Annotated in this window: 21 protein-coding genes and 1 pseudogene; 10 read left to right on the top strand and 12 right to left on the bottom strand. The window is 47.7% G+C overall.

Features of this window, described 5'->3' with window-relative positions; translation table 11 throughout:
- Positions 1 to 8: 8 nt before the first annotated feature.
- From D791_RS08345 to ydiJ, 6 genes are all read right to left on the bottom strand, one after another.
- A complete protein-coding gene (locus tag D791_RS08345) occupies positions 9 to 680 on the bottom strand; it encodes an HAD-IA family hydrolase (RefSeq protein ID WP_036510302.1) in 672 nt (223 codons plus the stop codon).
- A gap of 13 nt (positions 681 to 693) precedes the next feature.
- Positions 694 to 1,089 (bottom strand): nucleoside diphosphate kinase regulator, encoded by a 396-nt coding sequence (gene rnk, locus D791_RS08340; RefSeq protein ID WP_036510158.1) that lies wholly within the window; start codon positions 1,087 to 1,089, stop codon positions 694 to 696.
- A gap of 241 nt (positions 1,090 to 1,330) precedes the next feature.
- Positions 1,331 to 1,720 carry a hypothetical protein gene (locus D791_RS08335; RefSeq protein WP_036510155.1) on the bottom strand — a complete coding sequence of 130 codons (390 nt, stop codon included), beginning with the start codon at positions 1,718 to 1,720 and terminating at the stop codon, positions 1,331 to 1,333.
- A gap of 80 nt (positions 1,721 to 1,800) precedes the next feature.
- On the bottom strand, positions 1,801 to 2,379 hold the full coding sequence (locus D791_RS08330; protein ID WP_051514351.1) for a DNA-J related domain-containing protein: 579 nt from the start codon (positions 2,377 to 2,379) through the stop codon (positions 1,801 to 1,803).
- Positions 2,380 to 2,437: 58 nt separating this feature from the next.
- A complete protein-coding gene (gene rraA, locus D791_RS08325; protein WP_036510152.1) occupies positions 2,438 to 2,923 on the bottom strand; it encodes a ribonuclease E activity regulator RraA in 486 nt (161 codons plus the stop codon).
- Between the two features lie 63 nt (positions 2,924 to 2,986).
- Positions 2,987 to 6,037 carry a D-2-hydroxyglutarate dehydrogenase YdiJ gene (gene ydiJ / locus D791_RS08320; protein WP_036510150.1) on the bottom strand — a complete coding sequence of 1,017 codons (3,051 nt, stop codon included), beginning with the start codon at positions 6,035 to 6,037 and terminating at the stop codon, positions 2,987 to 2,989.
- 213 nt (positions 6,038 to 6,250) lie between these two features.
- On the opposite strand from ydiJ, the gene D791_RS08315 reads away from it, so the two are divergent.
- Positions 6,251 to 7,372, top strand: a complete 1,122-nt coding sequence (locus D791_RS08315; protein WP_051514350.1) for a hypothetical protein — start codon at positions 6,251 to 6,253, stop codon at positions 7,370 to 7,372.
- 49 nt (positions 7,373 to 7,421) lie between these two features.
- On the opposite strand, the gene pgm is transcribed toward D791_RS08315, so the two are convergent.
- The 4 genes from pgm to D791_RS08295 all read right to left on the bottom strand — a co-directional run bounded on the left by pgm (position 7,422) and on the right by D791_RS08295 (position 13,742).
- Complete coding sequence (gene pgm / locus D791_RS08310; protein ID WP_081763785.1) at positions 7,422 to 9,017, bottom strand: phosphoglucomutase (alpha-D-glucose-1,6-bisphosphate-dependent); 1,596 nt, start codon at positions 9,015 to 9,017, stop codon at positions 7,422 to 7,424.
- A gap of 103 nt (positions 9,018 to 9,120) precedes the next feature.
- Positions 9,121 to 11,034 (bottom strand): methyl-accepting chemotaxis protein, encoded by a 1,914-nt coding sequence (locus D791_RS18885; protein ID WP_051514349.1) that lies wholly within the window; start codon positions 11,032 to 11,034, stop codon positions 9,121 to 9,123.
- Between the two features lie 197 nt (positions 11,035 to 11,231).
- Positions 11,232 to 12,683, bottom strand: a complete 1,452-nt coding sequence (locus D791_RS08300) for a GntP family permease (protein ID WP_036510147.1) — start codon at positions 12,681 to 12,683, stop codon at positions 11,232 to 11,234.
- Positions 12,684 to 12,686: 3 nt separating this feature from the next.
- Positions 12,687 to 13,742, bottom strand: a complete 1,056-nt coding sequence (locus D791_RS08295) for a patatin-like phospholipase family protein (protein ID WP_036510144.1) — start codon at positions 13,740 to 13,742, stop codon at positions 12,687 to 12,689.
- A gap of 180 nt (positions 13,743 to 13,922) precedes the next feature.
- On the opposite strand from D791_RS08295, the gene yiaY reads away from it, so the two are divergent.
- Positions 13,923 to 15,071 carry an L-threonine dehydrogenase gene (gene yiaY, locus D791_RS08290; RefSeq protein ID WP_036510141.1) on the top strand — a complete coding sequence of 383 codons (1,149 nt, stop codon included), beginning with the start codon at positions 13,923 to 13,925 and terminating at the stop codon, positions 15,069 to 15,071.
- A gap of 50 nt (positions 15,072 to 15,121) precedes the next feature.
- Here yiaY and D791_RS19615 read toward each other — a convergent pair.
- A pseudogene (locus tag D791_RS19615) lies at positions 15,122 to 15,292 on the bottom strand (diguanylate cyclase domain-containing protein); the annotation flags it as partial.
- A 36-nt stretch (positions 15,293 to 15,328) separates the two neighbouring features.
- Complete coding sequence (locus D791_RS08285) at positions 15,329 to 16,411, bottom strand: alpha/beta hydrolase family protein (RefSeq protein WP_051514348.1); 1,083 nt, start codon at positions 16,409 to 16,411, stop codon at positions 15,329 to 15,331.
- A gap of 216 nt (positions 16,412 to 16,627) precedes the next feature.
- Here D791_RS08285 and D791_RS08280 point away from each other — a divergent pair, with 216 nt between their 5' ends.
- From D791_RS08280 to D791_RS08245, 8 genes are all read left to right on the top strand, one after another.
- A complete protein-coding gene (locus tag D791_RS08280) occupies positions 16,628 to 17,656 on the top strand; it encodes a helix-turn-helix domain-containing protein (protein WP_036510138.1) in 1,029 nt (342 codons plus the stop codon).
- A gap of 68 nt (positions 17,657 to 17,724) precedes the next feature.
- Positions 17,725 to 19,086, top strand: coding sequence for a V-type ATP synthase subunit B (locus D791_RS08275; protein ID WP_036510136.1), 1,362 nt, complete (start codon positions 17,725 to 17,727; stop codon positions 19,084 to 19,086).
- 2 nt (positions 19,087 to 19,088) lie between these two features.
- Positions 19,089 to 19,691 carry a V-type ATP synthase subunit D gene (locus D791_RS08270; RefSeq protein WP_036510133.1) on the top strand — a complete coding sequence of 201 codons (603 nt, stop codon included), beginning with the start codon at positions 19,089 to 19,091 and terminating at the stop codon, positions 19,689 to 19,691.
- A complete protein-coding gene (locus D791_RS08265) occupies positions 19,688 to 21,466 on the top strand; it encodes a V-type ATP synthase subunit I (protein WP_036510131.1) in 1,779 nt (592 codons plus the stop codon). The genes D791_RS08270 and D791_RS08265 overlap by 4 nt, the downstream gene beginning before the upstream one ends.
- Positions 21,454 to 21,900: an ATP synthase subunit C gene (locus D791_RS08260; protein ID WP_036510128.1), complete on the top strand. Its 447-nt coding sequence runs from the start codon at positions 21,454 to 21,456 to the stop codon at positions 21,898 to 21,900. The genes D791_RS08265 and D791_RS08260 overlap by 13 nt, the downstream gene beginning before the upstream one ends.
- Positions 21,901 to 21,909: 9 nt before the next feature.
- Positions 21,910 to 22,572, top strand: coding sequence for a hypothetical protein (locus D791_RS08255; RefSeq protein WP_051514347.1), 663 nt, complete (start codon positions 21,910 to 21,912; stop codon positions 22,570 to 22,572).
- Positions 22,573 to 22,588: 16 nt separating this feature from the next.
- Positions 22,589 to 23,287 carry a DUF2764 family protein gene (locus D791_RS08250; RefSeq protein ID WP_036510125.1) on the top strand — a complete coding sequence of 233 codons (699 nt, stop codon included), beginning with the start codon at positions 22,589 to 22,591 and terminating at the stop codon, positions 23,285 to 23,287.
- Complete coding sequence (locus D791_RS08245) at positions 23,284 to 25,101, top strand: V-type ATP synthase subunit A (RefSeq protein WP_036510122.1); 1,818 nt, start codon at positions 23,284 to 23,286, stop codon at positions 25,099 to 25,101. The genes D791_RS08250 and D791_RS08245 overlap by 4 nt, the downstream gene beginning before the upstream one ends.
- The last annotated feature ends 38 nt before the right edge of the window (positions 25,102 to 25,139 follow it).

Here is a 25,139-nt window from a genome sequence, read left to right as displayed (position 1 = left end):
CCTCCTTTTTAACTTTTAAACGATTCGACGGGAACCAACCCATCCAACCACGTCTCTAGATCGGGAAAATGATGAATTTCTTTTACTGGACCCAATGCCGTCAAGCGATCAATATGGTGTGCGCCATAGCTGACCGCAACCGTATCAATACCTGCGTTATTTCCCATTAACAGGTCATATTCCGTATCACCAATCATTAAGGCTTTCTTACGATCTACGCCCGTCAACCAGATGATTTCATCGAGCATATGTGGATCGGGTTTTGATGTCGTTTCATCCGCACACTTTGACACTTCAAAAAGCACACCCAATCCGGTTTCAGTAAACACACGATCCAACCCCCTGCGACTTTTTCCGGTTGCAACAGCCAAGCGATAGCCCTTGGCCTTCAAACGTTCTAGTGTTTCACGAACACCAGGAAACAAGTGCGTTTTGGTTGGATCTGCCTGCATAAACCGTTGCGCATAAGCGATACGCATTTTCTCAACAAACAGATGATCCGCATCTGGAAAGATGCGCATAATTGCCTCAGGAAGCCCAAGCCCAATAATATTCCTGACCACCTCATCCTGAGGCGGCTCAACGCCGACCTCTTGAGCGGCAGACTGCATACAGGAAATAATTAAGGCTTCCGAATCTATGATGGTTCCATCCCAGTCAAAAATAAGCAATTCGTACACAACACGCTCCAAATTAACTCAATGAGGAATTTTCAACCTGAATAATTCTAACGTGACGATGATGCGCATCCGGCAGGGTCCAGTCTATTGTTTGCCCAACAGACAAGCCCAAGAGAGCACTTCCAATAGGTGCGAAGATCGACAACGTTTCAGTACGCCCATTAATCTCATGAGGATAACACAAGGTCAAATGAAATTGCTTACCACTCTCTTCAACCTCAAATGTGACCGTTGAATTCATTCGAACGACGTCCGCAGGCATCGCATCGACAGGCAGCACTTCCGCTCTCGCCAATTCAGAGCGCAGACCATCAAAACGCTTATCATCACGATACGGCTTTTTATCTAACAATCCCTCAAGTCTATCGACATCTAACTCAGACACTTTAATCGGGGGCAACTCAGACATGTCTCAAAACTCCAAAAAAATAAAAACTCGACTTCCAAGACGAAAAGTCGAGCTCACTCATCAATACGAAATTAAACCGGCACTTCGCCAATACAGAAGATATCGCTGAAAGGATATGCGTAGGCTGATTGCAGTGTAGTTGTTATAAACCCAAACACGCTAAGATTGTGCCAGAGACGGACGACTTAATGAAGTCCAATCACCGATTTTAACCCTTCATCTGCTCTTAAGACGCCCAATGCTAGCGCAAACGCTCTATTTCTTGCTTGAGCGACACAATCGACTCAGGCACCAGAGTAATACGAACGGGCTCACCCTGCGCATCAAGTAACACCATTGCCCCATCAAACACATCATGAAGTGAGGCAAACGTTTTTCCATCCGGCGTACCTAAGTCGGCCACTCTAAATTTGATATCACTTTCGAACGCACCCCGAACTTGGTTTAATCGCTCCATGGCTTCCATTCCCGCTGGCATATAACTTTCATGTACCAAAACAACAACGGGCTTTCCTTCACCAATCACGGATAGATCTGTTGAAAAAGGCTTAACCACTAAATAGGTCAGCACAAGCCATCCCAAGAAACCCAGACCAACCACAACAATCAGCGCTTTAACGGACTTCGCCATGTTCACTCCTCATTACTCTTTGTTGACTGCATATGAACGCACAAAGACAGAGAGGTTCCCAATTTTGATGAAATTTGGAGCTAAAAGCGCTTTATAAGGACGTCTTTTGCCCAGCAAACCTGTTTAAACTGCTCGGCATCACCACCGCGATCGGGATGAAGCGCCATCGCTTGCTGCCGCCATGCTTTTTGAATATTGGATGCATCTACATCATTCTCTAAACCCAAAATGGATAAAGCTTGCTGACGTTCATCTGATTGAACGGGCTGAGATAAGCCACGCCAGAAACGATGCAACAACCGCTCAACATCTTCAGCTTCTGTTTTGGCAAGCTCATTGAGGTCTAAATAATACGCGCGCAAAGGGTCATTTAGCACAAGCCCAGCATCACCCTGAACATAGGGACGTAACTGAATTGATAAGGTATGAATCGACAAGCTGCCCTTACCCGCCTCATGCCACTCATCCCGCAAGCGATAAAGATGATGGAACAGCAGAAAATGCGTTTGAAATAGCTTTAAACTGTCGGTGAACGTATCGGGGTCTAAATGAATGATATTGTCCGATTGAAGCGACTTCAATAAGGCAAACTCACTCACCCCCTGTGGATTGGCTTCTAAAATACGCACGATGGCGCGTATACGCTCTGAGTCAGACAAACCCTGCCTCCCATAAGACAGCAGAGCGCGTGTAGACACGGGCTCTGCTGAGTGAGCTTCATGCAGGGGTCAGGGCTTTTGGTGACACTAACACCCCATTGTTATCGGCATACACGTATTGACCGGGCACAAAGGTTACACCACCAAATGTGACCGGAATATTCAATTCGCCGACGCCCTTTTTGTCCGTTTTCATCGGGTGTGAACCCAACGCTTGCACGCCGACATCTAACTGACTGATGGCATTAACATCACGAATGCATCCATAAATGATCAGACCTTCCCAACCATTCTTTTCAGCTTTTTCAGCCAACATATCGCCCAGCATGGCTTTTCGCATCGATCCGCCACCATCAACGACCAGCACCTTTCCCGCTCCAGGCAAGGCAACTTGCTCACGCACCAAGGAATTATCTTCGAAGGCTTTAATCGTCACAATTTCACCTCCAAAAATCTCTCGCCCCCCAAAGCTTGCGAACATTGGCTCCACCACTTGTACCAAGTCTGGATACTGATCACACAACTCAGGCAATAAATCGATCATGCATTTCTCCTTTTTAAAAAATCAGAACGACAAACAGTGTCGCGCATTTATGCTATGAATGCATTACAACTTTTGCAGAACAGCCAAAAGTGCTTGAGCCGGATGCAGTAGCGATTGTTGATCTAAACGCTTAACTTGCGAGCGACAAGAGTAACCCGTTGCCAACAAGGTCGCTTCGCTATCTGGCTTATTGACCACTTCACTCCAACTTAAACTGTAAATTTGTCTGGATAAACGATAATTTTCCGTCTCATGCCCAAAGGTTCCAGCCATCCCGCAACACCCAACCGAAACGACATCCAACGTTTGCCCCAGCGATTGAAAAATAGTCTGCCACTGACGAATTGAAGGCGCAGCTGACGTTTTTTCCGTACAGTGTGGCATCAGTTTAAAATGCTTTTGCGGCAAATCAGCTTTGAAGGACACAGAGCCCAGCGCATCGGCAAGCCACTCCTGTATCAACTGAACCTTCGGCAGCGTATCGCTCACATCCTTATACTCAGATCGATAGGTGAGCGTCATAGAAGGATCGATACCCACTAAAGGAACACCTGTCGCTTCTAACTGCTGCAAAACCTCTAGATTTCGCTCTGCAATTTTGGCAAAGGCCGCCATAAAACCATGCACATGTAAGGGTTTACCATTTGGCATGAAGGGCGCAACCAGCACATTAAAACCAAGCCGACTGAGCAAATCAATCACATCCAATACCAATGCGGTTTCGAAATAACTGGTAAACGCATCCTGAACAATAATAACTGAACGCTGACGCTGATAATCGCTTAAGCTTTCAATTATTGAAGGTGTCGCCCACTCAATTCCGCGCTCTTCTACGCCCTTTCGAAGCGTGTGCGTACACAACAAAGGACTATCAACCATGCCTATTTTTTTGATCACGGCACGGCCTAAGCCATTTTTCATCAGCCAATTATAAGGCTGAGGAAAACGAGACAGCGCTGGTACCATAAACTCAAGACTTGCGACCATATAGTCTTTTAGGGGCCTTAAATAGCGACCGTAGTAGACCTCAAGAAAACGGGCACGGAAATCCGGCACATTGACTTTGATTGGGCACTGACCAACACAAGACTTACAGGCCAGACACCCCATCATCGCCTCATGAACTTCATGAGAAAAATCATACTCGCCTTTACGCTTCTTCAGGGTATTTTTAATTCTGGATGGCAAAGCTTTAATAAAGCTTGCCTGTCTCACTGCTTGGGCAGCTTCATTCACATCCACGCCCTTCACTGACATAACCCGCAGCCACTCTCTCACCAAAGAGGCACGCCCTTTGGGTGAGTGGATGCGCTGGCGCGTCCCCTTCCAAGACGGACACATGGCATCATTCGGATCATAGTTATAGCAAGCCCCATTGCCATTGCAATTCATGGCTGAGTCGTAGGTTTCACGAACGGCCAAGGGAATTTGACGATCATGTTGCCCACGCGTAGGAACCTCATCAATTTTAAGCAGTTCAGCTCCAGACAAGAGTGGTGTGGCAATTTTACCCGGATTGAGCTGGTTTCGGGGATCAAATGCAGCTTTTACCCGCTGCACTTCTGGGTAAAGCTCACCAAAGAATTCCGGTGCATACTCGGAACGCACACCCTTGCCATGCTCGCCCCACAGCAAGCCTTTATACTGCTGAGTCAGACGCACAACTTCGTCGGTAATTGTTCTAATTAAACCTTCTTGCGCTTCATCCTTCATATCGATTGCGGGGCGCACGTGCAAAACTCCCGCATCAACGTGACCAAACATGCCATACGCCAAGCCGTGATCATCCAAGACCTTACGGAAGTCCATAATAAAATCCGCCAGATTTTCTGGCGGTACAGCCGTGTCTTCAACAAAGGGGATTGGTCGTTTTTGCCCTTTCGCGTTGCCTAGCAAACCAACGGCTTTTTTACGCATAGCCCAAATTTTATTAATTTCTGTCGAACCATAGACAACAGAAAAACCAAAGCTTTTTGCTGGCTGACCACTCACTTCACGTAAGTGTGTCGTTAATTTTTCAACCTTTTGACGCAAAATCTCTTCGTCATCACCGGTATACTCAATCAGGTTGATTCCCTGAATCGCTGGTTCATGTGCCTCTTGAGGAAAATAAGCTCGAACCGTGTCCCAAACAATATCCCCCATGGCAAGGTTCAATACTTTTGAGTCGATAGTCTCAATTGAGGTCGGCCCCCACTCCATCAACGCCTTTGCATCGCGCAAAGAGGCTTCAAAACTGTCGTACTTTACGTTAACCAAAGCCGAGTACTTAGGAATGGGCAAAACATTAAGCTTTGCTTCAGAAATAAAGGCTAAAGACCCTTCAGCACCACACAAGATCGAATTTAAATTAAAACGGCCCGACTCATCGCGAATATGGGCCAAATCATAGCCTGTCAGGCAGCGGTTAAGCTTTGGAAACTTTTCGTCAATGAGATCTTTATGCTCTGAATAAAGATCATCCAACATGCGATGGACATCAGCAACACGCCCTGGCTGCTGCTTGATGTTGTCCAATTCTTCATCTGACAACGCCTTAGACAACCAACGCTCACCACCCAACCATACACTTTCCAGCTCAAGGACATGGTCTCGGGTTTTGCCATAGAGCACTGACCCCTGTCCACTGGCATCAGTATTGATCATTCCACCAATGGTGGCTCGATTACTGGTTGACAACTCGGGGGCAAAAAACAGCCCATAAGGTTTCAAAGCTGCATTTAATTGGTCTTTGACCACCCCCGCCTGCACACGCACCCAACGCTGGTCAGGATTGATCTCGATGATACGATTCATATACTTAGAGCAGTCAACCACCAAACCATCGGTTAAAGACTGCCCATTAGTGCCTGTACCGCCCCCACGCGCACTTAGCACAATACTGTTAAACTGCGGCTCTGACGCGAGCCTTGCCAGATAAATAAGATCTTGTGCATTACGGGGATAAACAATCCCTTGTGGCAACACTTGATAGATACTGTTGTCCGTCGCTAACACAACTCGGTGCGCATACTCAGGGTTTAGGTCACCTTGAAAGCCACGCGTTTTTAGTGTCTCGATAAACTCAAGATAGAGACGTTGTGTAGGGTTAATATCGACAACTCTTGGAATCATTAGACAGCCCTGAAAGAACCTAGAAAAAATAAGCTCAATGATCCCGCATTCAAGGATCAGGATCAAATGCAAATTATTGATGGAGGCATCAGAAATAACTATGTCAGCCTCTGTTCAGCTTCACATTGGCACACTAGACCCTGTTCGAAGCACGTCTGTATCTGTACACTGCCCTTTGCTTTTTAAGCACATTATTTTGAGGCCAACTGTATTATGCGAAACACGTTTTTTAAATCTTTAGGGTATATCACCTTTTCAACCAGCCTTGTGTTGGCAGGTTTTGCACACTCGGCACCCAGCTTTCAATCTGCCCAACCTTTGTCGGCCGGTGCTTGGCCTAATCATAGTCAAGACCTGTGCGCTGTTGCCAATGAGACATTAAAATATTTAAAACAAGGCCCCAGCTATGACCCACAAGCCATTCATGGTGGAACCGTCGATGGCATAAAAGTTCCAACTCATCGTATTCAAGACACCTTGGCATTTATTTGCCAGGTGTATCAAGAGGACTTGGCAACAGGCGCATCACGGCTGACCGATCCTGATTTTATCAACTCAGCTTTTGAACGTGTGCAATGGCTACCGGATCAAGCCAAAGCAAAAAGCCTAAGCCAAGACAAACCGCTGTTGCAGCGCTTACCGTCCGACCAATTGCTGCTAACAAAATATTATGTGCGCATGGCGGATGGCTTTCCAGCCAAAACCGCGCAGTCACCTCATGCCTTATACGGCCTTCCATTTGATGAAGCACATTTAAGTCTTGAAGAGGCGGATGCACGTAGGGATCAGATCACGCGTTATCGATTTGGCAAACAAGCCATTCTAAGAGGCGCGCTTGAAACACAACCGGCTCTAGCTCCCCCACTGATTTGGTTAAGTCGCGCCGATCTTGAAGGTGCATTATTGCAAGGAACCGCCGTTTTAGAAGCCGACAATCAGCGCCGCTACTTCAACGTGCATCGCAACAATGGCATTGCATACGACCGCACACAAAAACCCGAAGATCAGGAACGTTATTGGTATTTTAAAGAAGTTCCAGGCGTGCTGGGGTATGGAAAGGATGCGGACTATAAAATTCCAGTCAAACCAAAAGTGACCGTCGCTGGCGATATTTTTCAACTCGGATTGGGACGTGTTGTCCTATTGCAAACCACTGAGCATGGTCAACCGACCTACAGACTGACCGTTTTGGCGGACACGGGTGGAGCTTTTCATGACAATCTTTACCAGCTTGATTGGTTAAGTGGCTACTTCCGCGACTGGGACCACTACCACGCAAACAACCGTCATATTGCAGACTACGCTAAAACCTGGCTGCTTTTGAAAAAAGAATAAGCTTTTCAAAGGCTCAGCACGCTCTGCTGAGCCTTTGACGACCGCCTATTTACACCCCTTGCGATGCAAACACCTTTGAAACCAGAGCCTGCGCCTCAACTAACAAGGTGTCTAAATGTGCTTGGCTTTTGAAGCTTTCAGCGTAAATTTTATACAACGCCTCTGTGCCACTAGGACGAGCCGCAAACCAACCCGCCTCCGTGACGACCTTCAATCCACCAATAGATGCACCATTCCCGGGTGCCTCGACATAACGTGCAACAATCTCATCTCCTGCCAAGGTGGATTGAGTCACACTCTTAGGATTCATTGCAGATAAAACAGCCTTCTGCTCCGTCGATGCAGACGCATCTATACGACGGTAATAAGGCCGACCATACGCCTGCGTCAGCTCCTCATAATATTGATGAGGTGTTTTGCCCGTCACCGCAAGAATTTCAGCCGCTAAGAGTGAAGGAATAATGCCGTCTTTATCGGTACACCACACCTGACCACGGCGAGTTAAAAAGTTTGCACCAGCACTCTCTTCACCGCCAAAGCCCAAACGACCATTAAACAAGCCTTCAACAAACCATTTGAATCCTACAGGAACCTCATAGAGCGAGCACCCGCGGCCTGCCACAACCTTATCAATAATTGATGAGGAAACGAGGGTCTTGCCGATTGCCACGTCCTTGGACCATTCGGGTCGATGAGTCAATAAGTAATCAATACACACAGCCAAGAAATGATTGGGGTTCATTAAACCATCTGGGCCTACAATCCCATGGCGATCGGCATCAGGGTCATTTGCAAAGGCTAACTGGAAGCTATCTTTGATGTTCAGCAAGTTTGCCATCGCCGCTGTGCTCGAACAATCCATCCGGATTTTTCCGTCGTGATCCGGCGGCATAAAGGCAAAATCTGGGGATTGATCTTCATTCACTATGGAAAGATTCAACTCAAAGGTCTTGGCAATTTCCTGCCATACTTCAAGTGCTGAACCGCCCATAGGATCAACTCCCAAGGTCAAATTAGCTTTTTTAATTGATTCAATATCAATTACTTGCTCAAGATCTTTAATGTAATATTTTACGTAGTCAAATGCCTCAGCTTTGGCCGCTGCTTCGGCTTGATCAACACGCAATACCCCCAACAGATTCTGCTCAAGATACTGATTGGCACGCTGCTCAATCCAACGAGTAACCTCTGCTGCGGCAGGCCCACCATCAGCGGCGTTGTACTTTATACCACCGTCTTCTGGCGGATTATGAGAAGGCGTAATAATCAAGCCATCCGACAGAGCGTCTGGAGAGTGTTGATTATGAACAATGATGGCTCTGGACACCAAGGGCGTTGGTACAAACGCATTTTGAGGATGAACGCGCACGTTGATGCCATTTGCAACCAGCACCTCCAGTGCCGATGCATGAGCAGGTCCTGATAATGCATGTGTATCCATCCCCAGATACAACGGACCCGAAAAGCCCTGCTCCTTACGATAATCCGCAACGGCTTGGCAGATTGCCAGAATATGATGCTCGTTGAAGGATGCCTTCAATGCAGAACCTCGATGACCAGAGGTTCCAAACGCCACCCGTTGATCGGCAAGGGTTGGATTCGGAATGACGTTGACATATGCGTTGAGTAACGCTTGAATATCCATGTTTGACACGCTTTACTTCCTTTGGATTGGGCTTGAGTAGAAATTTGGGAATATCCTACCACGTCAAACAATCTGCGCCAAAGTGAATCCGCCAGATGTACTTTTAGACTTTGAAACGCCCAACCCTAGCTTGCAAATCATTGGCAAGCAACGCAATGCCATCACTGGCCGATGCGATATGACTTGAGCCACTCGACAGCTGCTCCACACTATGGCTGATGCGCACCAAGGTCTGACTGACATCATCAGCAACAGCGGACTGCTCTTCAGTGGCAGTTGCAATTTGAGTGTTCATATCATTGATTGTCAAAATGACCCCTGTAATATCTTGAAGCTTATGCGATGCATGCTCCGCGCACTCAACAGCCACATTTGCCTTTGAATAACTGTTATGCATAACATCAACGGCTCGTCGAGATGCATTTTGCAACTGTTCAATAATTTCACGGATTTCCTCAGTGGAGCTTTGTGTGCGTGTTGCCAGCGTCCTCACCTCATCTGCAACAACAGCGAACCCTCGCCCATATTCACCGGCACGTGCTGCTTCTATAGCCGCATTCAAGGCAAGTAGATTGGTTTGTTCAGCGATGCCACGAATAACCTCCAGTACTTTTCCAATGGACTCTGTATCGTCTTGCAAGCGCAGAATCACATCCACAGCTTTTTGAACCTCTTGAGCCAACAAACCAACCTCATTGGCATTTTTCTTGACGACGACCTCTCCATCTTTAACAGACTGATTACAGGTTTCTGCCGCATAGGCCGCTTGAGCGGCATTGCCTGCAACTTGGGTAACCGTCGCTGCCATTTGAGTCATAGAGGTGGCTGCGAGGGTGACTTCATGACTTTGCTGCTGAACTTGCTGGTTCGTCACCTGGCTTGATGCTGCCAACTGCTCTGCTGCGGCGCCGAGTTGTATCGCCGCATCACTCACTTGCTTGATGATTGATTGCACACCGCCGACAAAGCGGTTAAAGCTCCGCGCTAAATCACCTAATTCATCCTGACGCTCTTCGTTCAAACGCTGAGTTAAATCACCATCACCTGCTGCAATTTGATCCAACGCATAACGAGTAGCATTCACTGGCTTCACAATCATCCGAGAAACAAACACGATAATAACAATCAAAACAAGCAGGGTAATGGAAAAAGCCGTCATCAAGGACACGCGCAGATTCAGCGCCGCCGCCATGACTTCCTCATAGGGCAACGCAACAGCCAAAGACCAACTTTGATTACCCGCGATTGGATAGTATGCCGCGATCACTCTTTGCTGGTTATCCAGTACGAGATCGGAGATTCCCGCTTGCCCCTCCACCATTTTCCTTGAAAAAGAGGCGTATTCGGGTATTGGGGACTCCAATGCATTAACTTTCATGCGTCTGCTCGCATCGGGATGCACAACATATACCCCGCGAGAGTCAATCAGCCAGGCACTGGCATTGTCATCGGACACTTCATCAACAAGCGTGGTTAAGGTATCAAGGGTAACAGTGGCGGCCAACAAACCAATGAGCCGACCTGAGGTATCGAAAACAGACTGCGCCAGTACCACAATCGCATTGCCCGTCGTACCCGAGTAGAGTGGATCGCTGACTACTGTGGTGCGACTTTTTTGGACAATTAACTGTTGAAAATAATTTCGATCCGCTCGGCTCGCTATATTGCCGTTGTGATGATAGGCGTTCCCCTCTAGATCAACAAAAAACATCACTTCGAAGTCACTGCCCATACGCTGGCCATAACCCTGAACGAATGCAAAAATCTCGTCGATATTGCCCCCTGTCAGTGCGGATGTCCGAGCCAGCGTTTGAATCACGGTTAAACGCGCATTCACCCAAGCACTGACACTATCGGCACTGGCTAACGCGACCATGCTGACAGCATTTTCACCCTGGCCAGAGACCGTTCGACTGGTATGCTGAATAACAACATAAGCCGCTAGAGAAAGACAAAAAGCTAAAGGCAAGCTGATAATTAGAATCAACCTAGGGGTCATTTTCAAACGGCTCAACATAGTATTATCCTTATTTGACAATCGACGTTGATCTTATCTTAACTACCTTATACGTGAAATCTATTTTTTAAGACTTAAGAATTAAGTCTTACCTTTCGTGAAGCACACTCCCTCCTAGGAGACACTGACCTCTTGGGAGCGAGTGGCTAATTTCTCATGCTGAGACACTCCAACACTTTTTCTTAAATAACACTGTTTTAAAACGCACCAAAGAGGCTTCCCAAGACCACCAGCAACACCAGTGAAAGTATCGGGAACACCACCGCAACCATAAATACATCCTTATACGCTTCGCGATGCGTGAGTCCACAAATGGCCAGCAGTGTCACAACGGCACCATTGTGCGGCAAACTGTCGAGACCTCCGGTTGCCACTGTCGTCACACGATGCAATAGATCAGGCGAGATGCCCAACTGATTAGCCAATGCCAAGTACTCAGCGCCAAGCGTTTGCAGAGCAATGCTCATCCCCCCCGAGGCTGACCCTGTAACACCTGCCAACACATTGACAGATAAAGCTAGGGATACCAAGGGGTTACCTCCACCTAGATCGTCAACAAACCCTTTAATAATGTCAAATGCGGGTAACGCCGCGATAACCGCACCAAAGCCAACTAAACTGGCCGTATTAAAGATCGGCAGTACCGAAGCATTCGCTCCATCATCTAAGGTGCGACGTAGCTCACCCAAACGACGCCAATTCATCCCGATAAGCAACAATGAGGCAAAGGTTAAAGAAGCAATAATTGCCCAGATCCCTCTGACCGCATCCAAAGACGTACTGCCATAGATTGGCTCGGCGAGATACTGAGTATCCAAACGAGGTATCAGGTGAGTACTCAGTAAATAGTTTAAAACAATGACCAGCACCACAGGGGCAATTGCCAAGGCAAATGGAGGCAAGCCACTTGCTTTGATGTCTGGCTCAATCAGCGTGACATCAAACCCCTCACCCGCGCTCAACTCCCGCTGAGTTTTATCAAAACTGACAGGCTGATCCTCGTGGGCGCCATAGCCTTCACCTACCCCCTTCGCAAGTTTGGCTTGTCTCGACAGCCACCATTGCCCCAATCCAAACATCACCAATGCCGTGATGATGCCTAAAAATGGAGCCGCGAAGGGCGTTGTCCCAAAATGAGGCATAGGAATTGCGTTTTGTATAGCAGGCGTGCCAGGTAAGGCAGTCATGGTGAACGTGAAGGCACCAAGAGCAATGGTTGCAGGTACCAGTCGCTTGGGAATGTCTGCTTGTCGAAACAGCGCTGCTGCAATCGGATAGACGGCAAACGCCACAACAAACAACGAGACCCCGCCATAGGTCAATACGGCACAGGCAAGCACAACAGCCAGAATGGCTCGCTCTGATCCCAAGTGGCCAACGATTGTTTGACTGATTGCTTCGGCAGAACCACTATCATCCATCAACTTCCCAAATATGGCTCCCAGTAAGAAGAGAGGGAAATATTGAATGATAAACTGTCCAGCCGAGCCCATGAAGAGCTGAGTATAACTTGCCATTAAAGGCGTCCCAGCCGCAAAAAGTGTTGCCAAAAGCGCCATGAGCGGGCCTAACAGCAATACACTGATGCCTCGATACGCCAGCCAGATCAATAGCACCAGCGCAAATACAACCCCTAACAAACCGATCATCAGTTACACTCCTTTGTTACGCTGAACAGGTCTAACCGCATCCTCAAGCAACCAATCAGGGTCAAAGCTTGAGTGCTCACCCAATGCGTGCTTATTCTGCTCCAACCATGCATCAGTACGCTGCCGCCCTAGATCACGCAAATGGCAAAGATACTCCCACTCAGCATTGAGCTTACTAGAGGCCTCTAATGGCCAAAGATCATCCTCTCCATGAATACAATGCAAACGCATATCACGATAACGCTCGTGCTCCAGCCCCTCTGTCTGAATTAAGTCTCGCAGTAGCATAATGCTACGTAACTCTTTAACCAAGCTGGTATTAAACGTGATTTCATTCAGTCGATTGATAATTTCACGGGCGCTGCGTGGCAATTCCTTCCGATAAAATGGATTGATCTGCACCAAAACCAAATCACGTGCATCGCATTCATCGACTAGAGGGTAGAGTGCGGGATTACCTAAATACCCACCATCCCAGTAGGCCTCCCCTTCGATTTCCACGGCTTGAAACATAAAAGGTAAGGCTGCCGACGCCATCAGTGAATCGACCGTTAAATCCGGCTGGCGAAATATTTTAGGACGCCCACTGCGAACATTGGTTGCGGTGACAAATAACTTAATGGCGGTGCAACGATTCACTCGATCAAAATCAACCAAATCCGCCACTAAGTCTCGCAGAGGATTAAGGTTCATAGGATTCAGTTCGTAAGGCGAAAACACCCTCGACAAATGATCAAAGAACAAATACGAAGGTGAGCTATCAAGGCTCCAAGTACCATTGATGCGTGACCAAATATCACGTTGAAAAGGGCTGTTTTTAGCGCCATCACTGACGGCCCGCCAAAAACGTTCCAATGCGGCGCGTGCGCCCTCACGTCCGCCCTCTTCCAAGCCATCCGTCAACACCACAGCGTTCATCGCCCCTGCACTGGTTCCACTAACGCCCTCAATATGCAGGTCGGTTTCTTCCAGCAGTCGATCTAAGACACCCCAGGTAAGCGCTCCATGAGAACCACCCCCCTGCAACGCCAACTCAATCGTTTTGCGTTTTGCATTCATGTGTATACCTCTTAATAATCCATTAATATCTAATCATACCGCAATGCAGCATAACAGATTTTGCCCCATGACTAAAACGCGGGTTTCAGTCACTTAACACTAAGCCTCTTGACCCTAATCAAGGCTCTCCCCCCTGAATCTTGCTAGACTTAAGTATCAATATTCATAAGGAGTAACGACATGGCTTTTAGTGAGTTTCACATTCCAGCGCTTAACTTAATGGGCGAAGGAGCACTGCAGAAAGCAATTGACACCCTCCAAAAACGTAATTTTTCTCGTGCTTTAATTGTTACGGATGCGGGTCTCGTCAGTACAGGATTGGTTGATCAAGTGGTGACATCTCTTAAGCATGTCGGTATCGACAGTCTAGTATTTTCAGAGGTACAGCCAAACCCAACCACTGCAAACGTTGAGTCCGGTCTTGCACTGTTACGCAGCAGCGACTGTGACTTTGTGATTTCCTTGGGCGGCGGCTCACCTCATGACTGCGCAAAAGGCATCGCATTAGTCGCCACTAATGGTGGCAGCATTAAAGATTATGAGGGCGTCGATCAATCTCTACTTCCTCAACTACCTTTAGTCTCTATTAATACTACAGCGGGCACTGCTAGCGAAATGACTCGCTTCTGTATCATTACGGATGAAGCCCGTCATATCAAAATGGCCATTGTTGACAAGCACACCACACCGATTCTGTCAGTTAATGATCCGCTTACTATGCTAGGTATGCCAAAGGGGTTGACTGCAGCCACTGGAATGGATGCACTGACTCACGCAATTGAAGCGTATGTATCCACCGCAGCCACTCCAATTACAGATGCCTGCGCACTGAAAGCTGTTGAAATCATTACTGAATACTTACCCAAAGCTGTAGAGAATGGACAGTATATTGAAGCTCGCGAACAAATGGCCTATGCCCAATTTCTGGCTGGCATGGCATTTAATAATGCATCGTTAGGATACGTTCATGCCATGGCTCACCAACTGGGTGGCTTTTATGATCTACCGCACGGTGTTTGTAATGCCGTTTTACTGCCGCACGTTGAAGCGTTTAACAGCAAAGTGGCCGCTGAGCGTCTTGCAAAAGTAGGCCAGTCCATGGGCGTCATTCCAACAGGTGATGCAGATGCTGATGCAAACACATGCATTAAAGCCATCAAAGCACTCAAGGAGAAAGTTGGCATTCCGCGTGGACTGGCAGATTTAGGTGCCAAACAAGAAGATATTCCAGTATTAGCCGCAAATGCACTCAAAGACGCTTGCGGATTCACCAATCCAATACAAGCGTCCCAAGAAGAAATTGAAGCGATTTTCAAAGCCGCTTGGTAAACTCGAATAAGAACAAGGGCATGAGTATTTAACCTTAAGCCATGCCCTTCTTACCTTTCATCTGCATGTTTAAACACATCGGCTACAACCCGATTACGTCCAGCTGTTTTAGCTTGATAAAGGGCCCTATCGGCCCGTGCAAGGGCAATATCAGGACGTTCGTCTTCCTGACACATAAGGGTACACCCAATACTCACCGTCACGTCAATCGTGTGCTGCTCAAATGTAAAGGTAAAGGCATCTTCAAGGTTAAAGCATTATTTAAGCACGATTTGATCAAAAAATGGCATCATGACCTGCACAATGCGCTGATGCATCTCTCGCCGTTCTTCACGCCCTTCAAAACAAACAAAGCGATCATCCGGCTCTTCCGCGCTCAAAACGGCAAGCCCATGCTCAGTACACACACCTAAAAAATCAAAATGCCCCAATTGTTCAGGTTCGTGATACGTCACAACATCAGGCTTAAGATGCTCAATTAAGTAACGTGACTCGATATTCAGATCAAGTCCTAGGGTGTCTCTAGGCGCACCGAACACCAACATAGGCACATTGATCATTTTCACACTCTCCGGATCAAAACTTTGACTCCCCCCTAAATCAAAAATAGCAAACGCCTTAATGCGTGTATCCGACCAATCCAATTCCATTTGCTGCCGGTCTGTTTCAGTCTTAGCGACCTGCCACTCGTTGAACAAACCGCAAACCAATTCGCCAATATGGTGAACGCAAAAATCATCAAAATGTCGAGAACTATAGCGTGCACCCGCCAGTAACATGGCCGTATGCCCGCCTAGAGAGTGTCCTGCCATGTAAATTTCATCGGATCGAATAGATGTGGACAAGACAAAGTCAGAGGTTAAGTAATCAATCACTCTTGAAATGTCGCGGGCGCGCTGCCACAGCTCGCGCCGCTGATCGGCATCTCGAAAAAAGTGAGAGGTCCCGGGATGGTTAATGGCAACCACTATATAGCCCTGTGCAACCAAAGCTTTCGCTAGCCAAGCTTGATTATGAGCCGTTCCGAACAATCCATGTGATAGCAATAGCACAGGAAATGTACCTACGGCAGGTTCGGCATCGATGATAACCTCAATCGGCTCCCACACGCGCTCCCAATTACCGTGCTCCCAAACAGCATCTGCACTATCATGGGTAGGATACCAAATATAGCCTTCAAGCGTTCGCCCAGATATCGAATCATCAAGGTTTAACATCATCCTCCCTGTCGAAGGATGAGGACTCTTTAGATCCTGTGCATAAAGATTCGAAATACCCAGCCAGCAAGTTAGGATCAGAAGACTGTGCAGCAAGATGCGAATCGGGTTTAGAGTTTTCATGGTTCGTCTCCTTAGACATTCATTTGAACAACACCTCCGCATTTTTGCTAACTACCGGACATTTCGCGCCTTAATTGATGATCAAGGACGTCCTAAATCAGGTTCTAGGACGCCAATCATCGCGCTGTGCGTTTCATTCATCGAATGATTCCATTAGGCTACTGTTGAACTGAGCGCTTCTCTCGTAATTCAGAAACATAAACGCTAGGATACTGAATGATTGCGATTCCCTTGCCCTTTATTGTGTCAATGTTGCTTTTTTTACTGGCATTTTTTTTGTGGGTAAATACCTCCAAAAAAGCGAAATCATCAAGTATTTTTGCTTTCATCTGTGCATTAACGACGACCATCGTTGGCTTACGCTGGAGTGTTGATTGGACCCTATTACGGGCATTGCAACCTGTTTTAGCGTCCTTAGTGCCTGTCTGCGCTTGGCTTTGCTTTAGCCAAGCCCATGGCACGAGAATGAATAAATGGCATGCACTGGGTCCTGGAATCATCACCTTGGGCTCTCTGAGCTACCCTCATTTCCAACCGCCTTTAGATGTTTTCCTCACCTTGATGTATGTTGGCTACGGCATCGCCTTATTACGCTTAGCGCCAACCCCTGCTGAAGACATTAGATTATCCGATACCGAAGGCTTTTCTCAGGCTGAACGTATAGCAGGCGCTCTATTGCTATTCTCAGCCGTCATAGATGGTGCGCTTGCTGTCAACTTTATGTTCTATGAAGGACGCCATGCCATCTATATTCTCACCATCAGCTATGCGCTCTTACTGCCGGCATTGGTGTTGATTATCGCGTGGGTCGGTCTACAAGTTCACACGGTGGAGGTAAAAAGTCATCCCTCTCTTCCAGAAGCACCCTCAGTAGAACAGACACGACACCCGATACTCGACAGTGATGCTCAGCTCATCGTTAATCAGTTTAAACAGTTAATGCAGGATAAGCAGACGTTTCGAGACCCTGACTTGACTTTAAACCGCTTGTCGCGAAAGCTCGTCATTCCATCTCGGCAATTGTCTTCAGCCATCAATCAGGTCTATGGCCGCAATGTGTCACAAGTGATTAATGAGTTTCGAATCAACTATGCCAAACAGCGCCTTATTGAAAGCGATGACAGCATCACCCAAATCTATATGAGTGCTGGCTTCCACAGTAAGTCTAATTTCAATCGCGAGTTCAGCCGTATTACGGGGCAAACACCGAGTGAATTTAGACACGCCGAAATGTATTTGTCATGAATAATCTATTGTAAAAGCTTAATTAGCATGGCTTAATCTTGTTAAGTGATTTAAACAGGAAGTGAGCCGTGTCACAGTTGCTTTTATCCTATTCCAAGATACTGGAAATTGTTGGTGATCTCGTTAAGGTGTATGTGCCCGAACCAGACAGCAACACAACGGGCAATATTGGTTTTGGTGATCTCGCCATTATCGAAAATCCTCTTGATCCGGCTCAACTGCCGGCTTTGGCTCAAGTCATAGAAATGGATCGCGACAGGATTTCATTGCAAGTTTTTTCTGGCACTAAGGGACTTTCCACACAAGCCAGTATTCGTTTTTTGGGTCACTCTATGCAGGTGGCCTTCTCGACAAATATTCTGGGTCGAGCCTTTTCAGGCGTTGGCGTACCCATTGATGGGGGACCTGATCTAAAGGAAGAGCCTCATATCGAGATTGACGGCCCCACCGTTAACCCAGCTCGACGTGTGCTAGCGTCTCGTATGATCCGCACAGATGTGCCAATGATTGATATCTTCAACACCTTAGTCGAAAGCCAAAAGATTCCAATCTTTTCGGTCGCAGGTGAACCTTACAATCAATTACTTGCTCAGATAGGTGCTCATGCCGACGCCGACATTATCGTTTTTGGCGGTATCGGTTTGATATTTGATGACTACTACTTCTTTAAAAAAGCCTTTGAAGACGCGGGTGTTCTTGCCAAAACCGTAATGTATGTTCACTTAGGCTCAGATCCGACTGTCGAAGCCCTTCTGGTTCCCGATATGGCATTGGCCGTGGCCGAACGCTTCGCTGTAGATGAAGGCAAACGCGTCTTAGTTCTACTGACCGATATGACTGCCTATGCCGATGCCTTAAAAGAAGTCGGCGTGGCCATGGAACATGTACCCTCGAATCGTGGCTATATCGGCGATCTCTACTCGCAATTAGCACGCCGCTACGAAAAAGCCTGTGATTATAAAGGGGCTGGTTCCGTCACAATTCTATCCGTGACAACCATGCCAGGTGATGATGTGACGCATCCCGTCCCCGACAATACCGGCTATATCACCGAAGGTCAGTTCTACTTACACGATGGCGTGCTGGACCCCTTCGGCTCATTATCGCGCTTAAAACAACATGTGATCGGCAAAGTCACACGTGAAGACCACGGCCAGATCATGAATACCATGGTTCGATTTTATGCCGCAGCACAGGATGCTCAACAAAAGCAAGCCATGTCATTTGAGCTGACGGAGTACGACCTACGTTTATTGCGTTTCGGTGATCTTTTTCGAAAGCGCTTTATGGACATCAGTGTCACGATTCCTTTGGAAAAAGCTTTAGACCTTTGCTGGAAGACACTGGCCGAATGCTTTGAAGCAGAAGAGTTATTAATGAAACAAGACTTAGTCGATAAGTATTTTCCAGTGGGCTCACAACGGAGTTAATCATGGCTCGATTAGCGCTCAATAAAAGCACATTGAATAAAGAAGGTCGCAAAGTACGTGCCTATCAAAAGTTTGTGCCAGCGCTAGACTTAAAACGCAAACAACTGCTTGCGGCTCGTGCAACAGCTGAGCAAACCCTGAAACAGCAACAGCATGCACTTTTACAAATAGAGCAGCAAGTACGTGCAGAGCTTTCCATGTTGCCCAACTTTCAAGGCAGGGTTGATCAGCTCGTTAGCATTCAATCGATTGAAATAGAACAGGTTAATTTAGTGGGCATCCACTTGCCTGAATTAAGATCGCTCAAGGTGGTGCTTGAACCCTACTCATGCTTGGGCACAGACCATTGGCTGGATCACTTGGCTAACCTCCTCCAGTCGCAGGTCACCCTGCAAGTCCAGCAACAGTTGATCCATAAGCGCTTGGAATGCTTGAATAAGGGTCTGCAAAAAACCACCCAACGTTTGAATTTATTTGACAAGGTATTGATCCCACAGGCACGTCAAAATATACGTAAGATCCAGATTGCCCTAGCCGATGCTGAACGCGCCGGGGTGGTTCGCGCCAAAATTGCTAAACGTAAGCGCTTGGGTGTCGCACTATGAGCATTTTACGACTTAACAAGGTGTCCTTGGTTGGCTTAACCGAACACAAGCCTACACTTTTAGAGGCCCTGCAAGTGCTCGGGGTCATGCATGTCATCCCTCTTCAAGAGGTGGAGCCACGCTCAACGTCAGACGAAAGCGTGAATCCTGAGCGCCTAAAAAGAGCGCTGCAATATTTGTTAAGCAGCCGTGAAAAGCGTCGACAAGTGGTGCGTTTGAAGCAGTTTAATCTGTCTGAAATGCTGGATCGGATTGATCACAATCGCACTCAACGATTAGATTTGATGGCACGTCGTGACTTTCTAGAAAAACGTATTACGGACTTAACCCCCTGGGGCGACTTTATCTTACCTGAGCTAGCGGATCTAGCGGGGCAAAAACTCTGGTTTTACTTGGTCCCCAATTATAAGCTTCCAGCGGTTGAGAGCTCCGGTTTAACCTGGTGCTGCGTGCATCGTGATAATCGTCATGCCTATGTAGTGGTTTTATCCGAAGATGAACCTGATGCGAACCGCATGCCCGTTACACGAACCTTCACGGGCAATATACCTCTGAGTCAATTAGAGCAAAACCTGGAAGATCTTGAAATTGAATTAGAGGCCGTTGAAGCCGAACGCGAAGCCTTAACACGTTGGATCTATCAATTGCAACGCTGTATCGCGGATACAGAAGACCGTGCATTTTTAGCGGATGTCTCGGATCAGACGCTGGACTATGAAGACATTTTTGCAATTCAAGGCTGGGTGGCTGAAAGCAGTGTCGCTGACATTGAACGCTTTGCCAAAAGCCACCAGTTGGCTCTGCTGATTGAACAGCCCAAACCGGATGAATTGCCTCCCACGCTACTGGACAACCCGGAGAAACTTCGCGGGGGCCAAGAGTTGGTGAGTTTTTTTCAAATGCCGGGCTATCGAAGCTGGGACCCTTCACGCGTCGTTTTTTTCTCGTTTGCCGCCTTCTTCGCCATTATTATGTCCGATGCAGGTTACGCTGCCTTAATGGGCTTGGTGCTCATCTACTATTGGAAGGATATGTCGAGCAGTGAAACCTCAAGACGCTTGCGTTCGTTAGCCGTCACGCTGACCGCAACAAGCTTGGTTTGGGGGGTGTTGGTCGGCAGCTATTTTGGTGCCAATGCGCCCTTCTCTTGGCTGGCGACACTTAAAATACTCGACTTACAAGACTTTGACGCCATGATGCGCTTTTCAATTACCTTTGGTGCCTTGCATTTAGTGCTCGCCAATCTAATGATGGCCTGGGTCAGGCGCAGCCAACTTGAAGCTTGGGCATCGGTTGGCTGGGCACTCGCGGTTTTGTCCTGCTTACTCGGATGGCTACAAGGCTTCCATTTTATACACTGGTTCGTATTTGTTATTGCCCTATTGGCCGTCTTGTTAATGTCAAATCAGCAAGACAAATGGCAGTTGCGTCAGGTCATTTGGGGCACCTTAGCACTCACCAATATCACTAAGCTATTTGGTGATGTGTTGAGTTATTTACGACTGTTTGCCTTAGGCCTCGCCAGCGCCTCATTAGCGATTACCTTTAATCAACTCTCAGTCGATGTGGCCAATGCACTGCCGGGCATCGGTGTCTTCTTACAACTCCTGATTTTACTGGCTGGGCACATGCTGAACTTCGTGCTCACCGTGGTCAGTGGAGTCATTCACGGTTTGCGTCTCAACTTAATTGAATTTTACAACTGGAGTTTAGCGGATGAAGGCTATGCCTTCCGCCCTTTCTCAAAACAGGAGGTTACACCTTGGACAACCTGATTATGGCATTAGGCTGGGCAGGTCTTTACGGCCCTATGGCACTTGGCGCGATTGGAAGTATGATCGGCTGTTCGTTAGCGGGTCAAGCCGCTGCTGGTGCACTACTCGAAACAGAAACAGGACACGGGCGCTATATTGGCATCTCAGCAATGCCCTCTTCGCAGTCTATTTATGGGATCGTAGTGATGTTTGCGTTAAGCCGCGAGATAACCCCAGAGAATGCTCCTGGCTTAGCAGGCATAGGGTTGCTATGTGGCTTGGCACTCATGTTCAGCGCGATCTATCAGGGGCGTAGTTGTGCATCGGCCATCAATGTCTCCAAGATTCGCCCTGAGATTTTTGGTATGTCGCTGGCCCCTGCAGCCATTGTAGAAGGCTTTGCCGTGTTTGCGTTTATTTTTGCCTTGGTGATCAGTGCTGGTGTACCAGCGTAGGAGCCGATGATGAATCACACAGAAAAACATCATCCCTCTTCAGGCGTAGAAGCCTTAATTGAGCAACTGCGTGACCAGGGCGTGCAAAAAGGTCGCGAAGAAGCCGATCAGCTATTGAAGGATGCACGGCAAAAAGCCAATCAAATTCTGGACGAAGCGCGTCATGACGCCGATATTCTTCGTCAACAGGCCAAAAAAGAAGCCGAACAAACGCGTAAAGCGGGTGAAGATGCGCTGAAAATGGCCGCCCGAGACCTATTGTTAACCTTAAAAGAAACCATGGCTCTAAGTTTTGCAGATCAAGTTGAACGTTTAGTCGAGCAGCAAATGGATAACGAAGAGTTCATGCGTCGACTGATTCTTGAATTGGCGGGTAAGGTTCGCGACCAATCTCAATTGAACAAGCATCCGATTGAAATTCTGTTGCCTGACGAGTTTATTGGATTAGATGAATTGCGCCGAAATGCTCATGAATACCGTCAAGGCCATTTAAGCCAGTTTGTTCAATCCTTGTCCGCTGATCTTTTGCGTGAGGGTGTGAGTGTCAGTTCCCATTCAGGTCGTGGATTACGCATACGCTTGGTTGGCAAAGAGGTCGAGATAGATTTGACCGATGCTCGATTGCTGAAGTGCTGCTCAAACACCTACAGCCTCGTTTTCGTGCGTTGTTAGAGGGAGTTATTCGTTAGTGGCAGATTACTACACGCTGGTCACTTGCCTGCCTTGGCTGCCTGAGCAGATGGAAAAATGCAGTCAGTTACCTTTGTCACGGATTGCACTAAACCGACGACTTTCGTTGTTGGACTCGCATGATCAGCAAGGCCTTGCTGTTGCCGAGGCACTCTATCACCCGAACTTGGCCAATACGCAGCCGGATCGAGAACGAGTACTGCTCTGGCAAAAGCAAATTGCCGAACTTCCTTCCAGGGTGTTGCAGGAAGTGATTACACAGCGGTTAGAAATACAAACACTCTTAGCCGCATTACGCTATCGACGACGCCCTAACACATCGGCAGAACACTTTTACGGATACGGGCGCTGGACAGAATGGATACGGCAACACTGGAAAGATCCTTTATTCGCCTTAGAAACACAGATCCCCCTCTTGGAGCGCTGGGGCGAGTTGTTTAATCAGGGGCACACGGGAGAGTTACAGTTTGAGATGGATCGTTATTTTTGGCAGCAACTACTTGCAGTGGAGCGAAGCCATCATTTTTCCGTCGAGACAGTGGTGTGCTTTGTGTTGCGCTGGGGCATCGCAGAGCGTCGCCTAAAAAGTGATGCAGATGCGGCATTGGCCGATTTTCAACTACTGAGCGATACACTCCTGCACAACAGCGGTATCCAACAGCAACTGAATAGCTTGTTTGAGGACATAAATCGATGAATGGAACACCCGTTACAGCCCGAGTTGCTGGGGTACGAGACGATATCATAACCCTTCGTTTAATGAAGGATGAACATGGCGAATACTACCCCCTCATCAAAAATGAAGTGGTCTACATCTGCCCAGAACGTCGTCCATCCGACCAACGTCAAGAACGCTTGCAAGCAGAAGTATTGCGTGTTCGTCATGGTGAGGCCGATGTGCAAGTCTTCGAGAATACCCGAGGTGTGTCGATAGGAGACCCTGTCGAGCAAACCGAGCGTTTACTCTCTGTGGCGTTAGGGCCGGGTTTATTGGGTCAAATTTACGACGGTTTGCAAAACCCACTCGAACTGATTGCCGCACAGCATGGTTTCTTTTTACCCAGAGGATTGGATGTTGAAGGGATTGATAATCAACATTTGTGGGCCTTTCAACCAACCGTTAAAATTGGTGCTCGAGTACGGGCCGGAGATCCACTGGGCAAAGTTCAAGAAAGACGCTTCACACATAAAATTATGACACCCTTCAAGTTGCGTGGTGAACTTGAAGTGACCTGGATTCAGGAAGGTAGCTTTACCGTCACGACTCCGATTGTCAGACTTAAAGATATGCATGGTGAAGAACATGAGATCACCATGCGTCAGTTCTGGCCAGTACGCGTACCCGTTAATCGTGATTTATTGCGCACAGGGTCAAGTGAGCGCTTGTATCCTGATCAACCCATGTTAACGACTCTTCGCCTGATCGATACATTTTTTCCGGTAGCCAAGGGTGGAACCGCCTGTATTCCAGGTCCATTTGGCGCGGGTAAAACGGTACTGCAAAGCTTAATTTCACGCTATTCCGATGTGGATATTGTAGTGATTGTGGCCTGCGGTGAACGAGCGGGTGAAGTCGTCGAAACGATTACCGAGTTTCCCAAAACCCCCGATCCGAAAGGCGGGACCTTGATGGATCGCACCGTCATCATTTGTAACACCTCTTCCATGCCAGTTGCGGCGCGTGAAGCCTCTATTTATACGGGTATCACCATCAGTGAATACTATCGTCAAATGGGATACAACGTGTTGCTGATTGCCGACTCAACCTCCCGCTGGGCACAGGCGATGCGTGAAACATCCGGTCGATTAGAAGAGATTCCTGGCGAAGAAGCATTTCCCGCGTATCTTGATTCCGCCGTCAGAGCACTTTATGAACGTGCAGGACTTGTGCGCACCAATGATGGCTCCGTCGGGAGCTTAACCCTCATCGGAACCGTATCGCCTGCAGGCGGTAACTTTGAAGAGCCCGTTACGCAATCAACACTGAGAACAGTAAAAACCTTCTTAGGCTTGAGTGCTGATAGAGCGTACAAACGCGCCTATCCGGCCGTTGATCCATTGATCTCTTGGTCACGTTATCTGTCTCAACTGGAAAATTGGTTTAATACACACTTAGATCCTGAATGGGTGCCCCAAGTCCGTGACATGCTCAATTTGCTCAGGCAAGGGGAAGAGGTTCAGCAAATGATGCAGGTGACGGGCGAAGAAGGCGTAACCTTAACCGATTATATTCTATGGCAGAAATCCCAGTGCCTTGATCAGGTCTATTTACAGCAAGATGCCTTTGATCCCGTGGACATTTCAACGCCCATCCAACGACAGCGAGATTTGTTTCGTTTACTGGTTAGGTGCTTAGAGGGCCTTCCTGCTCTAGAAACAAAAGAAGCGGTTCGCAGGCACTTTGTGCACTTAACTGGCTTGCTTAGAAACCTAAACTATACGCGGCAAGACAGCCCTGAGTATCAGCGCCTATGGCAAGAAATCGAAGCGCTTTCGGCACCTCATGATTGAGGGGTGCCGATTTCGATACTTACTTCTACCCTCTTATT

The sequence above is a fragment of the Nitrincola nitratireducens genome, assembly GCF_000585235.1.
Lineage (GTDB): Bacteria > Pseudomonadota > Gammaproteobacteria > Pseudomonadales > Balneatricaceae > Nitrincola > Nitrincola alkalisediminis.
The sequence above is the reverse complement of the archived record's forward strand: the minus strand, read 5'-3'. Positions and strand labels throughout refer to the sequence as shown.

Coding starts and splice junctions, on each gene's coding strand:
- rnk (WP_036510158.1), bottom strand. CDS start 1,089: ATGTCTGAGTTGCCCCCGATTAAAGTGTCTGAGTTAGATGTCGATAGA.
- D791_RS08335 (WP_036510155.1), bottom strand. CDS start 1,720: ATGGCGAAGTCCGTTAAAGCGCTGATTGTTGTGGTTGGTCTGGGTTTC.
- rraA (WP_036510152.1), bottom strand. CDS start 2,923: ATGATCGATTTATTGCCTGAGTTGTGTGATCAGTATCCAGACTTGGTA.
- ydiJ (WP_036510150.1), bottom strand. CDS start 6,037: ATGATTCCAAGAGTTGTCGATATTAACCCTACACAACGTCTCTATCTT.
- D791_RS08315 (WP_051514350.1), top strand. CDS start 6,251: ATGCGAAACACGTTTTTTAAATCTTTAGGGTATATCACCTTTTCAACC.
- pgm (WP_081763785.1), bottom strand. CDS start 9,017: ATGGATATTCAAGCGTTACTCAACGCATATGTCAACGTCATTCCGAAT.
- D791_RS18885 (WP_051514349.1), bottom strand. CDS start 11,034: ATGTTGAGCCGTTTGAAAATGACCCCTAGGTTGATTCTAATTATCAGC.
- D791_RS08300 (WP_036510147.1), bottom strand. CDS start 12,683: ATGATCGGTTTGTTAGGGGTTGTATTTGCGCTGGTGCTATTGATCTGG.
- D791_RS08295 (WP_036510144.1), bottom strand. CDS start 13,742: ATGAATGCAAAACGCAAAACGATTGAGTTGGCGTTGCAGGGGGGTGGT.
- yiaY (WP_036510141.1), top strand. CDS start 13,923: ATGGCTTTTAGTGAGTTTCACATTCCAGCGCTTAACTTAATGGGCGAA.
- D791_RS08285 (WP_051514348.1), bottom strand. CDS start 16,411: ATGAAAACTCTAAACCCGATTCGCATCTTGCTGCACAGTCTTCTGATC.
- D791_RS08280 (WP_036510138.1), top strand. CDS start 16,628: ATGATTGCGATTCCCTTGCCCTTTATTGTGTCAATGTTGCTTTTTTTA.
- D791_RS08270 (WP_036510133.1), top strand. CDS start 19,089: ATGGCTCGATTAGCGCTCAATAAAAGCACATTGAATAAAGAAGGTCGC.
- D791_RS08265 (WP_036510131.1), top strand. CDS start 19,688: ATGAGCATTTTACGACTTAACAAGGTGTCCTTGGTTGGCTTAACCGAA.
- D791_RS08255 (WP_051514347.1), top strand. CDS start 21,910: ATGAATCACACAGAAAAACATCATCCCTCTTCAGGCGTAGAAGCCTTA.
- D791_RS08245 (WP_036510122.1), top strand. CDS start 23,284: ATGAATGGAACACCCGTTACAGCCCGAGTTGCTGGGGTACGAGACGAT.